We start from the raw sequence: 14,144 nt of genomic DNA on the forward strand, positions 1-14,144 counted from the left end.
GCAATCTTAAATCAATCCCCAACGACGACAAAGGGGGCCCAAAATAAGGGATGTGCATAGGCATACTTAATGCTACCGCCCTCGCTCATGCCACCTTGGTCGATTTGGTTCAGCATCGCTTGCCGGAGTAGCTCAGCTTTACTGGTGCCTTGAGCCTTCTGCTGGTTCTTGAACAAATCAGTCATCATCGTTCTCGAGGCCACAGAGTCTACCGGCCAATTAGAGACCAATAGGGCTTTAGCGCCGGCGAAGAAGAAGGCGCGGCCAAGGCCAGAGACCGCCTCAGAGCCAGCACCTTCACCCGCTGCAGTATTACAAGCAGACAGCACTACCCAGTCAGCATCGAGCTTTAAGGTGAGCACTTTATCCATTGTGAGCAGACCATCGTCCTTGTCTCCTGTGACATCTGGAGAGGATAGGGCTAAAGCTGGCTGGGTCAAGCCATTCAACTCTCCCGGCACTAAACCATGGGTAGCAAACATCACTACCTTACGGTTAGATAGATCGGTGGACATCACCTGCTTCACTGAGGCCTGACGGTGCAAGAAGATATCGCCATCACTAGCGCCAACTGCCTTACCGATTTCTTCTAATTCAGTACTGGTATCTGGCAGACGCGGCAATAGCGCTAATTCCGCAGAGCTAACTCCAGAGGTCTTTGGCGCACTCCGTAGATTAAGCGGCTTACCGCGAGTTGCTAATTGCGTTGCCTTTGCTTGCTTATCCGCCTGCTGCTCTTGCTGCGCACTAAAGTAAGGATCGCCAAAGCCAATAAAATTCTTCCGGTTTGGATTACCGGCAGGTAGAGAGCGTAAGGCTGTCAAAGCGGTGACAGATGGCACTTGAGCAACAGCAATCTCTCTCGTTAACCAAGGCACGGTCTTGTAACCAATGAATGGGGTGGCACCACCCTTAGCGGGCTGTGCAACAGGTTTAGTCACCAAAAGTGATAAAGGTAGCTGGCCAAGCTCAGCATGCGGCACTGTCAGCATCACTTTTTTGCCAGAAAAAGCCGCTTGTACGGGTGCTAATACTTGTTGATACAGTTGATTCGCTAAAGCAACATCATAGGGTGGAATCTCATCAATCGTCGCCACTCCAGGATCGAGTGCTTTACGCAATTGCGCAACCTCTTTAGCAACTTGCGTACGCCCCACAGAGAGCTGTGCAAATTGTGCAGGAGTGTCTTTAGTAATCGCCCAAACATAACCGACGTTATCAGCAAAATACCAAGATACCAAAACCTCATCTGGCTTGAGTGCTTTTTGAGTCCGCTCTACTGAAGCCGGTTTAGGATCAATTAATTCTGCATAGTCAGGGAATTTGCGCTCAATCTCTTTTTTAAGATCATCACGTTGCGATTTAAAGCCGGTAATATCGGAGCGGATTTTTGCTTGCACTGCAGGTAGCTGCTGATCAGGGGGTGCTGACAATAAACCCGTCAACAATTCTGAGAGGGTAGTAATACGCTGCTGCATATCTTGCTCACGACGAGCAAGTGATGCAAGCTGAGGATCAGTAATATTAGCACGTGCTGCACTAGAGGTTAATGCGCGCTGCACGCCACTACCCCGTGCTAAATCAGCAATCTGGAAAGCCTCAGCTGCTGCAGATGAGTCTACCTTAGCTTGCTGCGCTAGGGATGCCAGGTAACTCTCAAGAATAAAAGTCATGCGCTGAGTTTGGCGAATACTCTCAGTGGCGTTTTCAGTATCGTTACGAGCCTGGTTAATTAAGATTGGTACCGATTGCTTAAATTCAGAAAGCGCTTGTGCAGATTGGCCCGAAGCTTGAAGAGCGGATGCATTAAAGGCTGTTAACATTGCCAGTCTTGTTGAGCCCTTCTCCATTCTTGCGCCATCCTTCGAAAGCATGGCAGATGTCATTACCGCCGCTTGCGATGCTTTGCCAGTCTTAATTAACGCTAAGGCCCAATCTAAATCCTGAGCAGAGAAACGTGCAGAAACTTCAGGGTCTCCTTTAACCCCCTCAACCATTTCAGAAAAGACTTTTTCTGCTTGAGCATATTTGCCATCAGCCACCAATGTAGATGCAAGAGTCTTGCGAGCATTAGCGATTAATACTGAACCCGGATAGTTGGTAGATTGCTGCGCAACCTTCAATGCAGCAGTTCCTAGCAACACTGCTTCTGCATTTCGACCTTGTTCAGCAATCACTCTAGTCAGAGTTAGCAACATTTGAGCAGTTCTGCCAGAATTAGGGCCAAACTGCGTAATTGACAATAGCGTTGCCTCTCGGGCCCAATACTCAGAATCAATTAAGCGTCTTTGTCCTAAAAATGCCTTAGACATATCATTCATGAGATATGCTCGTTGCATGTAATACCCACTTACATTCGTCGTCGTGTCTTGTAGTACGCGCTTATCATTATCTAAAACATCTCTACCCCTATCTTTAATAGTGTCTAGTACTTGTTGATTGAGTGATAAGGCCCTTCTAAAAGAACGCTCTGACTCTACAAATTTACTCTCAGAAAGAAAATATCTACCACGGCCCATTTCTAAGCTAATTTCCCAGGCCAATCGATATAAAAAATTAGGATTTTTAGCGGCACTGATTAATGCGCTGTAATCTGATTCCAAGGTACTTAACCACGTCTTTGCGCAATCAAAATCACCTAAATTCAAGCAAAAGCTAATAATTTGCCTATCAAAATTTAACACCCAACCTCGTTGGTTTTGGGGAACCATTGACTTAGCCTCTTCGGCAATTTTTTTAGCTTGCAACAAGCTTCCCTGAATAGATTCACTCATCATATATTGAGCCATTTCATCAATACGCAAATCAATCTGCGGAGATGGATATTCAGTTACGGCTTTTTTGATTGCATCCAGAGCGCCCTTACTATTTTCTAAAACCTCCTCAGCCTTAGCCCTTCGATAGTAATAATGATTCAATGTTTCTGGGTCGCTTGCACTGGGTATTGGCAAGGCAAGAATTTTAGTGGCTTTGTCAATCAAAGTTTTATCGGGACGAGCCTGATTTAAAACCAGCAAAATATCCTTCACATCCCGTGGTGGCGCCTTAACAATTTCTACATCCACATCATCTTTGCCTGGGGCTGCAAAAGATTGATTTGCAAATATGAAAATACTGCATAACAGCGCTAAGAGTTGAATCAGAGAAGGTTTGCGCATAGGAATCCCCTAGTCATAATTTTTATAAGCAATATAGTAGCTCAGAACGATAACAAAAAAATGGCTTACTAGGCTAAGCCGGCAAGCCTCTAGATTTATGCTTGAAAAACGTGTTTTTGACTATTTATAGGGGGTTAGCCAGAAAACCAGCATTGGCCTCCAACCACTCGATATATTTTCCTACGCCCTGCTCCACATTGAGGAAGGGCTCTGTATAGCCAGCGGATCTGAGTTTGGTTAAATCAGCCTGAGTAAAGCACTGGTATTTACCTTTGAGTGCGTCCGGAAATGGAATGTACTCAATCGCTTTTTCTTTAACCAATTCTTGAAGGGTTGCAGGCGCCGCTTTATCTAACTTACGCATAGAGTTAGCTACTGCATGCGCTACATCATTGAAGGGTTGCGCACGACCGCTACCCAAATTAAAGATGCCACTGATTTCTGGATGATCCAGGAAGAAGAGGTTAACTTTAACTACATCCTCAACAGATACAAAGTCGCGACTTTGCTCACCAGGTGCATAACCACCGTACTCACCAAACAGCTTTACATGACCATTAGCTTTGTATTGGTGATATTGATGAAAGGCAACCGATGCCATACGACCTTTATGAGATTCACGCGGACCATAGACATTGAAGTAACGGAAACCAACCACCTGCGCAGTATTGGCTTTTTCAGCAAAGCGCTTACGCATGACTTGATCAAATAAGAACTTAGAGTAGCCATAAATATTAAGAGGCTTCTCATGCTCACGACTTTCTACAAATACGTCTGAGCCTCCATAAGTTGCAGCAGAAGAAGCATAGAGGAGTTGTACTTTTTGCTCAGTACAGATATCCAATAAATCCATGGTGTAGCGATAGTTATTCGCCATCATGAAAATACCATCAGTCTCCATGGTGTCAGAGCAAGCACCCTCATGAAATACTGCCTTAACCTTACCAAAACGACCACTTCTAAATGCCTCTAGAAACTCATCTTTATCGAGGTAATCAATGATGTCCAAATCAGCGAGATTACGATACTTGTCTGCAGGACGAAGATCATCTACTGCAATGATATTTTTCTCACCACGCGCATTAAGCGCTTGAACAATATTGGCACCAATAAATCCAGCTGCGCCGGTTACGATAATAGTCACTGTAATTCCTCTGAAGTAACGGTTGCAGTTCCCAGCTTACCAACAACGATGCCACCTGCACGATTTGCAAGTGCCATGGCTTTTTCTAAAGGCCACTTCGCAGCTAAGGCTACAGCCAATGTTGCAATCACAGTATCGCCAGCACCAGAAACATCAAATACCTCACGAGCTTGCGCTTTGACATGACTCACACCAGATTCGGTATATAGACTCATTCCATCCTCGGAACGCGTTAGGAGCAAGGCTTGTAAGTCAAGAGACTTTCTCAGGTTTTGAGCTCTCTTAGTCAAGTCTTCTTCACTTGTCCACTGGCCAACCACTTGACGTAATTCACTACGGTTAGGCGTTAAAACAGTGGCGCCACGATACTTCTCATAGTCTTCACCCTTAGGGTCAACTAGGATCATTTTGTTTTGTGCTCTAGCCTGCTCAATCATATGAGCTACTTGGCCCAATGCACCTTTGCCGTAATCGGAAAGTATGACTACGTCAGCAGCACCAACAAGCTTTTCAAAACGCTCTAATTTATGCGCAAGCGCTTTTGCACTGGGGGTTTCTTCGAAGTCCAAGCGAATGAGCTGTTGCTGACGAGCAATTACACGGAGTTTCACAATGGTGGGAACGTCTGCATCAATTTCTAATTGACTATCCACACCACCGGCTTTTAATAACTCAACTACACGCTTACCGGGTTCGTCATTACCAACAATACCGAGAATAGTTGCCTTGGCGTCGAGCGCAGCTACGTTACGCGCTACGTTAGCAGCACCACCAAGACGCTCATCAATCTTGCTTACCTGCACCACCGGCACTGGCGCCTCAGGAGAAATACGATTAGTATCGCCAAACCAATAGCGATCGAGCATGACATCACCCACCACTAGAAGGCGGGCTTTAGAAAACTGTTCGCGGTTTGCTTTTTCCATTTGCGTCTACTTTAATTATGTCGCCCAATGCCATGGTACTCAATACCTAATTCTTGCATAGAAGCGGGCTCATAGAGGTTACGGCCATCAAAGATGATGGGGCGCTTGAGCTTTTCCATCACTTGCTCAAAATCTGGACTTCTAAAGGCCTTCCACTCCGTCACAATAACTAGGGCATCAGCATCATTTAAGGCGCTCATGGGATCATCGGTCATCGATACTTGGGCAAGGCCTGTTGGGTTGCCCTTAAAGTCTACTTCTAGCGCATGCCCTGCTTCTGGCATAGCTACTGGGTCATGGGCTACCACCTGAGCACCACGTTTAACTAATTCTTGAATGATCACACGACTAGGCGCTTCACGCATATCGTCAGTATTCGGCTTGAAGGCCAGGCCCCACAGTGCAAACTTCATACCCTTGAGGTCTTTACCAAAGCGCTTTTCGATCTTTTCGACCAAGATGTACTTTTGCAGTTCGTTAACCGCTTCTACAGCATCCAAAATCTTCAGATCCCGTCCATGCTCTTTCGCAGTCTTTGATAAGGCAGACACGTCTTTTGGAAAGCAAGAACCACCATAACCAGTACCCGAGTACAAAAAGCCATAGCCAATGCGTGAGTCTGAGCCAATACCTTGACGCACTGCTTCAATATCAGCGCCTACTAGGTCAGCCAAATTGGCTAACTCGTTCATAAAGGAGATGCGGGTCGCTAGCATCGCATTGGCAGCGTATTTAGTGAGCTCCGCACTTTTGACATCCATGTAATAGGTGCGTTCATGGTGGCGATTAAAGGGAGCATAGAGCTTACGCATCTGCTCTTTAGCATGCAATCCTGCTGGAGTGCTTTCAGTGCCAATCACAATACGATCTGGGCGCATAAAGTCTTCTACAGCGGCGCCTTCTTTGAGAAACTCTGGGTTAGAGACTACAGAGCACAGCTCGGTAGATAAGTTTCTTTTTTCCAGCTCTTCAGTAATGGCCGCTTGCACTTTATCGGCAGTACCCACTGGCACAGTCGACTTATCGACAATCACTTTAGGGGTGGTCATATGACGACCAATATTGCGCGCTGCTGCTACAACGTATTGCAAGTCAGCTGAGCCATCTTCATCTGGAGGCGTACCTACAGCAATAAACTGAATTTCACCATGAGCAACTGAGGCTGCAATATCAGTCGAGAACTGCAAACGGCCAGCAGCTTTGTTGCGCTCAATCATCTCTTTAAGACCAGGCTCGTAAATAGGTACGCCGCCAGAATTGAGAATCTCAATCTTTTTGGAGTCGACGTCAACGCAAAAGACATTGTTTCCTTGCTCGGCTAAACATGCGCCAGTAACAAGACCTACGTAACCGCTACCGATGATGGTGACTTTCAATTGATCTCCATTAAGTTTTTATTTGAATACATCATTACACATTGAAATCATGACGGTTTAATTAATTTACATTGAAGGACCGCTTGGCGCAGCACCCTCACTCCGTCTTGGAGAGTATGCCTCCCAATGATTGCAGCCAGGACATTGCCAATAGAATCTTCTCGCTCTAAAACCGCAATTACCGCAAGTGTAGCGAGCTAGGCTAGTAGTACGTTGACGCAGAAGCTTCAGAATAGACTGCAACTCCAACAGTCTTTCTGGGTTAGCGCTACCCTCCTCTAATGCAAGACGGGTTTCAGCCATTTTAGATAATGCAATCAAAGTTGGTGAATGCTGCATCACATCGGACAACATTACATTTGCTGCCTGTGGACCCCGAATTTTCATCAGGTGCTTGTGTACGATATCGAGCAACTCACCAGTGGCCTGTGTTTTTAGCAATTCGCAGAGGCGATCTAAACCGGCGCCCTCTTTATTAATTGCTGTGTGAGCAAGCATCCAACGATCGGCCAACAAATGCATATAAGCAGGGTGAGAACTAGCAATCACACTCCAAGCCTCAATCGCTTGAGCAGGACGATCCATTGCCATCAAATAATCACCTTGCAAGATCAAAGCGCGCGCATGATTCGGGACAGCCTGAAGAGCGCGCTGGATGGACTGCTCCGCCTCATCCAAGTCTTTGCGCCGTAAGGCCTCTTGACCAAGCTCACAGTGAAATTGTGCGATTTCAGTATGGTGCGATTTACCTTGCAACCCTTCAAGCTCACTTGCAGCAATGATGGCTTTTTTCCAATCATGCTCAATCTGATACATCTCCAACAAACTCTCTTTTGCAGGCTCAGCATACTTGCCATTGCCTACACGATTTAAAGAAGCTTCCGCTCGATCAAGCAAGCCAGCACGCAAAAAGTCACGGCCCAACTCATAGGCAGCGTGATCACGATCGCGGGGCTTCAGATCATCACGATTAGCCAAGTGCTGATGAATGCGAATAGCGCGCTCTGTTTCACCACGACGGCGAAATAAATTACCCAATGAGAAATGCAGCTCAATAGTCTCTGGATCTAATTGTGCAATTTTGACTAAGGTTTCAATCGCCTGATCAGGCTGCTCATTGAGCAAAAGACTCAAGCCTTTAAAGGTAGAGCGCTGCTGACGCATGCGCTCACGTTCATCCATGCGGTTTTCAAGACGCAAATCCCAGCGCGCTGCCAACCAACCGATGCCAAACATCATTGGCAGCAGCAACAACCAAGCGGTAGCTATCTGGATCATAGTGCGCAGAATTTAAATAAAAAAATGGCCCGAATGGACCACTGAGGTTGAGCCTGAATCTTAGGCACCAGAACCCTCTTTGGGGCCCGCCTGCTTCAACGGCTTGTAATCTACTCGCTCACGCAACTCTTTGCCAGGCTTAAAGTGGGGAACGCGTTTTTCTGGAATCAATACTGTCTCACCAGACTTTGGATTGCGACCAGTACGCGCAGGACGATGGTGAAGCACAAAGCTACCCACGCCACGCAACTCGATACGCTTGCCCTCAGCCAAAGCATGAGTCATTGTGTCCAGCAAAGTTTTTACCGCCAACTCCACATCCCTAGGCAGAAGCTGCGGAAACTGTTCCGCGAGGCTCTCCACTAGTTCGGAGCGGGTGATTGCTTGTTGCTCTTGATCTGTCATGATCTATCAATAAAAAATCGCCACTCCCCTAATGGAAAGCGGCGATATTGATTTAGCCTTGATTATCCAATTTTGCTTTTAACAAAGCACCCAAATTGGTTGTGCCAGACTGCGCATCACCTTGGAGCTTGCTCATTGCATCTTGTTGATCAGAGCTGTCTTTTGCTTTGATTGAAAGATTGATAACACGTGACTTGCGATCAATATTAATGATCATTGCAGTAACGCTATCGCCTTCTTTCAATACATTACGTGCATCTTCAACGCGATCTGTTGAGATCTCAGAAGCACGTAAGTAAGCTTCAACTTCATCAGCTAAGTGAATTGTTGCACCCTTAGCATCAACCGCTTTCACAGTACCAGTTACGAGGCTACCCTTGTCGCTGACAGATGTGTAGTTGTTGAATGGGTCACCAGACAATTGCTTGATACCGAGAGAGATACGTTCCTTCTCAACATCAATTGCCAATACAGTGGCTTCAACTTCATCACCTTTTTTGTATTTCTTAACAGCTTCTTCGCCTGGCTCATTCCATGAAAGGTCTGAGAGGTGAACTAAACCGTCGATACCGCCAGGCAAGCCAATGAACACACCAAAGTCAGTAATAGACTTGATTGCGCCAGATAACTTATCGCCTTTTTGTTGGGCACGTGAGAATTCTTCCCATGGATTAGCTTTGCACTGCTTGATACCCAAGCTAATACGACGCTTGTCTTCATCAATATCCAGAACCATTACTTCAACTTCGGTTCCTAATGCAGTAGCTTTGCTTGGAGCAACGTTCTTGTTAGTCCAGTCCATTTCAGAAACGTGTACCAAACCTTCGATGCCAGATTCGATTTCAACGAATGCGCCGTAATCAGTCAAGTTAGTTACTTTGCCGAATAAACGGGTATTAGGTGGATAGCGACGAGCGATACCAACCCATGGATCATCACCAAGCTGCTTCACGCCGAGTGAAACACGGTTCTTTTCTTGATCGAACTTCAAAATCTTCGCGGTAACTTCTTGACCAACAGTCAACATCTCGCTTGGGTGACGTACACGACGCCATGCCAAGTCAGTGATGTGCAAGAGGCCGTCGATACCACCGAGGTCAACGAACGCGCCGTAATCAGTAATGTTCTTAACGAGGCCAGTAACAACTGCGCCTTCTTTAAGATTAGACATCAACTTAGCACGCTCTTCACCTTGGCTAGCTTCAACCACTGCACGACGTGACAACACTACGTTGTTACGCTTACGGTCAAGCTTGATAACCTTGAACTCCATCGTCTTACCTTCGTAAGGGCTGGTGTCTTTGATTGGACGTGTATCAACGAGTGATCCAGGCAAGAATGCGCGGATACCGTTAACCATAACAGTCAAGCCGCCTTTAACCTTACCGGTAACAGTACCGGTAACGATCTCAGCTTGCTCAAGCGCTTTTTCCAAATTCATCCATGATGCCAAGCGTTTTGCTTTATCACGGGAAAGGATGGTGTCGCCATAGCCGTTCTCAAGAGCGTCAATAGCAACAGAAACGAAATCGCCAGGAGCTACTTCAATCTCGCCAGCGTCGTTATGGAATTCTTCAACAGGAATAAACGCTTCAGACTTTAAGCCAGCGTTAACAACGACGAAGTTATGGTCGATGCGGAGAACTTCAGCCGAAATAACTTGGCCGGTCTTCATATTCGATCGGGTTAATGATTCTTCAAATAGTTCTGCAAATGATTCAGACATGTGTATTCACTTTGTGCCGCCAGAAGGCCTGACGGGTTAGATTAAAAAAGTCTTCAAGAAACACGCTAATGAAAAGTCGCGTTGTGGAGTTTCTTAAGACACCAAAAACTACTGCATACAGCCAGCTACATACAAACTAGGCGATTGTCGATTGATACCAATCTAAAACCGTCTTAACTGCTTGATCTATAGATAAATCTGATGTTTCAAGCACTTTTGCACCATCTGCAACTAACAAGGGTGCGGTACCTCGACTACTGTCTCTGGCATCGCGCTCCTGCAAATCTTGCAGCAAGTCCTCAAGTTTAGCAGAAATTCCCTTAGCTATCAATTGCTTATAGCGACGCTCAGCTCTGGCAGCGGCTGTTGCAGTCAAGAAAACCTTCAAAACGGCGTCTGGGAATATGACGCTGGCCATATCCCTACCATCGGCTACCAGCCCAGGGGATTGGCGAAAACTGCGCTGTAGGCCCACCAAAGCGGACCTCACCTCAGGGTGGATAGCTAAAGCGGAGGCCCTTAAACCCATACTTTCTGTGCGAATAGCGTCTGTGACATCCTCGCCATTAAGTAAAATTCGCCTATTTTTGAATGAAATCAATAACTTAGGAACCAAAAGTCCTAATTCTGAGCCATTTTTAACGTCAATTCCCTGTTTTTCGCTAGCTAAAGCCACCAGGCGATAAAGGGCGCCGCTATCCAAATAATGAAAGCCCAACGTTTCTGCAACGAGAAAAGCAACAGTGCCTTTGCCCGAAGCGGTTGGACCATCAATAGCAATGACTGGAAAAGAACTCATGAACTTAGTTCACTACCTTTGCAAACTCTGCGAAGTAAGTCGGGAAGGTTTTTGCAACGCAATTGGGATCATTAATTTTGAGCGTATTTGGACCAAATGCAGCAAGTGAGAAGCACATCGCCATACGATGGTCATCGTACGTATCAATACCTTCAGCTGGAGACTTCCAGTCACTGGGTGATGCAGGAGCTTGCACAACAATGTAGTCGACACCTTCTTCAACGATTGCACCAACTTTTTTCAATTCTTTTGCCATTGCCGCAATGCGATCTGTTTCTTTAACGCGCCAGCTAGCAATATTGTTCAAACGCGTTGGACCTTCTGCAAACAAAGCAGCAACAGCCAAGGTCATCGCAGCATCAGGAATTTCAGTGCAATCAATGGTGATGCCATTGAGTTTGCCATTGGCATTTTTCACGCCAGATACTTCAATCCAATCTTCACCCATATTGATCTTGGCGCCCATCAGCGCAAGCGCGTCAGAAAAAGCTACATCACCTTGAATACTATCTTTACCAACGCCAAGAACCTTTATGGGACCAGCGCCAATGGCACCAAGAGCCAAGAAGTAGGATGCAGAAGAAGCATCACCCTCAACAGATAGCTGACCAGGACTTTTGTAAACCGAATCAGAGTTTTTTGCAGGAATAATGAATGCCTGTTTATCAGGACAAGCAACCGTCACGCCAAAACGTGCCATTAACTTCAGAGTGATATCGATGTACGGACGTGAGATGAGCTCACCAATTACTTCAATACATACCGGCTCTATCGCAACCAGAGGCAAGGCCATGAGCAATGCAGTTAAAAATTGGCTTGATACATCGCCGCGTACTTTAACGACATCTTTAATCTGAATCGCTGCAGCGGATATTCTGATCGGTGGATAGCCTTCTTGTAATTCATAGTCGATCTTCGCGCCCACTTGACGCAAACCATCCACTAAATCCCGAATTGGTCGCTCATGCATGCGGGCAACACCAGATAAACGATAGTTACCACCTTGCATTGCTAAAGCTGCGGTTAATGGACGCATCGCCGTACCAGCATTACCCATAAAGAGGTCCGCCTCCTGCACCGGGAACTTACCACCACAACCCTCGACTACGCATACTTGATTAGGTTGATCGGTAACGGTCAATCCTAATTGACGCAAAGCACTGCGCATAACTTGAGTGTCATCTGCATCTAATAAATTCTTGAGAGTGGTTGTGCCACTGGAAAGGGCTGCAAGTAGCAATGCCCGATTCGAAATACTCTTAGACCCCGGCAAAACAATCGAGCCCTCGGCTCGCCTGAATGGACCAATACTAATATCTGGCAAACCGCTCATCAAAGTACATCCAAATCTTGACGCGCTTTACTCGCCTTGTTGAATAATTTTTCCAATCCAGGTCCATCGTTCTCAGCAATCAGTTTACGCATGTGATTCACAATCAACAGATACCGATCCAACTCTTTCAGAATTGCAGTGCGATTACCTAAGCAAATGTCGCGCCACATCTCTGGGCTGGATGCAGCAATGCGTGTGAAATCTTTAAAGCCAGCACCCACATGACTAAGCTTTTGATCAGCGTCTTCAGAATTCACTACGCTAGCCATTAATGCGTAAGACAGGATATGAGGCAGATGTGAAACCGCTGCATAAATCGCATCATGCTGTACAACACCAATCTTTTTCACTTCAGAGCCAACGGATTCCCAAAAACCAGTAATCAAAGCCGTATCTTCAGGTGAATTTTCTTGTAAAGGGCAAATAATGGTTTGCTTACCTTGAAATAAATCTGCCTTAGCCGCACTGGCTCCGTGCTGAGCACCACCTGCAATCGGATGAGCCGGCACAAATTGACATGCCTTCTTACCCAACACTTCCTTGGCAGCCAAAATCACATCGCCTTTAGTGCTGCCAGCATCGGTAACCATGGTGCGAGGCTCAAGATGTGGCTCCATCACCTCAAAGGCAGTGCGCATTTGCGCTACAGGCACGCAAAGCACGATGACATCAGATTGCTTAGCGGCCTCAACCAAATCCACCACACCATCAATAGCACCCATCTTTTGCGCTTGCTCTAAATTTTCCTTGCTACGACCTACGCCCAAAACTTTAGTCACCACACCCGCCTGCTTGAGTGCCAAACCCAATGAGGCACCGATTAAACCAACACCAACGATGGTGACGGTACCGTAATTGCTTGCTGGATTAATGATGGTCATTAGGAAAGTATTTGTTTTAAAGAATCAATGAATGCTGTATTTTCTTCTGGCAAGCCAATCGAGATGCGTAACCACTGCGGCAAACCATAATTACCAACTGGGCGAACAATAATCCCGCGCTTAAGTAATTCCAAATTAATACGAGCACCAGCTTGGTCATCATCACCCACTTTGACAAGAACAAAGTTGCCTGCAGATGGCAGATAGCGTAAACCTAGTTCATCAAAAGCTTTGGTGAGCTGGGCATAGCCAGCGCGATTGAGCTCAAAACCTTGCTGCAAAAATTCTTTGTCCTGAAAGGCTGCAATAGCAGCAGCCTGCGCCAGGCTATTCACGTTAAACGGCTGACGAATTCGATTCAGCAGATCAGTTAAGTGGGGTTGTGCAACCCCATAACCAATGCGCAGACCGGCTAAGCCATAAGCCTTGGAGAAGCTACGCGACAAAATCATATTAGGGAAGCGCTTTACCCAAGCAATGGCATCGTAGCGTTGCTCAGGCGTGAGGTACTCGTTGTAGGCTTCATCAAGCACAACAACTACATTTGATGGCAGCGCCACTAAAAAGTCCTCGATCTCTTTAGCAGTTAAATAACTACCAGTTGGATTATTGGGATTAGCCACAAACACCAACTTCGCCTTGTCGCCAGATGCCTTGATTGCCGCCAACATGGCTGGTAGGTCGTGACCATAAATATCCGTAGCAGCCACTTCAATTGCCTTGGCGCCAACAGCCTGGGTAGCCAAAGGATAAACAGCAAAAGCGTGTCTTGAGAAGATCACTTCGTCGCTGGCTTGTGCAACTGCACGTGCAGCCAATTCCAGAATATCGTTACTGCCGTTACCTAAGGTAATCCAATCTGTTGGCACACCCAATCGATCGGCTAAGACGTTCTTTAACTCAAATCCATTGGAATCTGGGTAGCGGCCTAAGTCACCTGCAGCCTTGAGCATGGCATCTTGTGCCGACTTTGGCATGCCTAATGGATTTTCATTGGAAGCTAGCTTCACAATTTTATTTTCATCAAGACCATACTCACGCGCAACTTCGCTGATAGGGCGACCACCAACATAAGGGGCGATCGCATGAATATGTTTTAAGCCAATCTTAGAAGTCAT

Annotated in this window: 10 protein-coding genes and 1 pseudogene; all 11 read right to left on the reverse strand. The window is 46.3% G+C overall.

Annotated features, from left to right (window positions below; all coding sequences use genetic code 11):
• Positions 1 to 11: 11 nt before the first annotated feature.
• On the reverse strand, positions 12 to 3,158 hold the full coding sequence (locus ICN44_RS02190; protein ID WP_216262485.1) for a CHAT domain-containing protein: 3,147 nt from the start codon (positions 3,156 to 3,158) through the stop codon (positions 12 to 14).
• Positions 3,159 to 3,282: 124 nt separating this feature from the next.
• On the reverse strand, positions 3,283 to 4,302 hold the full coding sequence (gene rfaD, locus ICN44_RS02195; protein WP_216262487.1) for an ADP-glyceromanno-heptose 6-epimerase: 1,020 nt from the start codon (positions 4,300 to 4,302) through the stop codon (positions 3,283 to 3,285).
• Positions 4,299 to 5,228 carry a D-glycero-beta-D-manno-heptose-7-phosphate kinase gene (gene rfaE1 / locus ICN44_RS02200; RefSeq protein ID WP_216262489.1) on the reverse strand — a complete coding sequence of 310 codons (930 nt, stop codon included), beginning with the start codon at positions 5,226 to 5,228 and terminating at the stop codon, positions 4,299 to 4,301. The genes rfaD and rfaE1 overlap by 4 nt, the downstream gene beginning before the upstream one ends.
• 11 nt (positions 5,229 to 5,239) lie before the next feature.
• The gene (locus tag ICN44_RS02205; RefSeq protein WP_216262491.1) at positions 5,240 to 6,604 is read right to left on the reverse strand and encodes a UDP-glucose/GDP-mannose dehydrogenase family protein; all 1,365 of its coding nucleotides are present in this window, start codon (positions 6,602 to 6,604) and stop codon (positions 5,240 to 5,242) included.
• A gap of 66 nt (positions 6,605 to 6,670) precedes the next feature.
• A complete protein-coding gene (gene lapB, locus ICN44_RS02210; RefSeq protein ID WP_216262492.1) occupies positions 6,671 to 7,882 on the reverse strand; it encodes a lipopolysaccharide assembly protein LapB in 1,212 nt (403 codons plus the stop codon).
• Positions 7,883 to 7,948: 66 nt separating this feature from the next.
• Positions 7,949 to 8,287: pseudogene (locus ICN44_RS02215) on the reverse strand (integration host factor subunit beta); the annotation flags it as partial.
• Positions 8,288 to 8,339: 52 nt separating this feature from the next.
• Positions 8,340 to 10,013 (reverse strand): 30S ribosomal protein S1, encoded by a 1,674-nt coding sequence (gene rpsA / locus ICN44_RS02220; protein ID WP_216262497.1) that lies wholly within the window; start codon positions 10,011 to 10,013, stop codon positions 8,340 to 8,342.
• A gap of 136 nt (positions 10,014 to 10,149) precedes the next feature.
• Entirely contained in the window at positions 10,150 to 10,812 is a 663-nt protein-coding gene (cmk, locus tag ICN44_RS02225; protein WP_216262499.1) for a (d)CMP kinase, read from the reverse strand.
• Positions 10,813 to 10,816: 4 nt separating this feature from the next.
• On the reverse strand, positions 10,817 to 12,136 hold the full coding sequence (gene aroA / locus ICN44_RS02230; protein WP_216262650.1) for a 3-phosphoshikimate 1-carboxyvinyltransferase: 1,320 nt from the start codon (positions 12,134 to 12,136) through the stop codon (positions 10,817 to 10,819).
• An 8-nt stretch (positions 12,137 to 12,144) separates the two neighbouring features.
• Positions 12,145 to 13,026 (reverse strand): prephenate dehydrogenase/arogenate dehydrogenase family protein, encoded by an 882-nt coding sequence (locus tag ICN44_RS02235; RefSeq protein ID WP_216262501.1) that lies wholly within the window; start codon positions 13,024 to 13,026, stop codon positions 12,145 to 12,147.
• Positions 13,026 to 14,144, reverse strand: coding sequence for a histidinol-phosphate transaminase (hisC, locus tag ICN44_RS02240; protein ID WP_216262502.1), 1,119 nt, complete (start codon positions 14,142 to 14,144; stop codon positions 13,026 to 13,028). The genes ICN44_RS02235 and hisC overlap by 1 nt, the downstream gene beginning before the upstream one ends.

Origin of the sequence: Polynucleobacter sp. JS-Fieb-80-E5, from assembly GCF_018882015.1 — a bacterium.
Lineage (GTDB): Bacteria > Pseudomonadota > Gammaproteobacteria > Burkholderiales > Burkholderiaceae > Polynucleobacter.

What these genes read in the sequence shown, in the direction of transcription:
- ICN44_RS02190 (WP_216262485.1), bottom strand. Translation starts at nt 3,158, where the DNA reads ATGCGCAAACCTTCTCTGATTCAACTCTTAGCGCTGTTATGCAGTATT.
- rpsA (WP_216262497.1), bottom strand. Translation starts at nt 10,013, where the DNA reads ATGTCTGAATCATTTGCAGAACTATTTGAAGAATCATTAACCCGATCG.
- rfaE1 (WP_216262489.1), bottom strand. Translation starts at nt 5,228, where the DNA reads ATGGAAAAAGCAAACCGCGAACAGTTTTCTAAAGCCCGCCTTCTAGTG.
- cmk (WP_216262499.1), bottom strand. Translation starts at nt 10,812, where the DNA reads ATGAGTTCTTTTCCAGTCATTGCTATTGATGGTCCAACCGCTTCGGGC.
- hisC (WP_216262502.1), bottom strand. Translation starts at nt 14,144, where the DNA reads ATGACTTCTAAGATTGGCTTAAAACATATTCATGCGATCGCCCCTTAT.
- ICN44_RS02235 (WP_216262501.1), bottom strand. Translation starts at nt 13,026, where the DNA reads ATGACCATCATTAATCCAGCAAGCAATTACGGTACCGTCACCATCGTT.
- lapB (WP_216262492.1), bottom strand. Translation starts at nt 7,882, where the DNA reads ATGATCCAGATAGCTACCGCTTGGTTGTTGCTGCTGCCAATGATGTTT.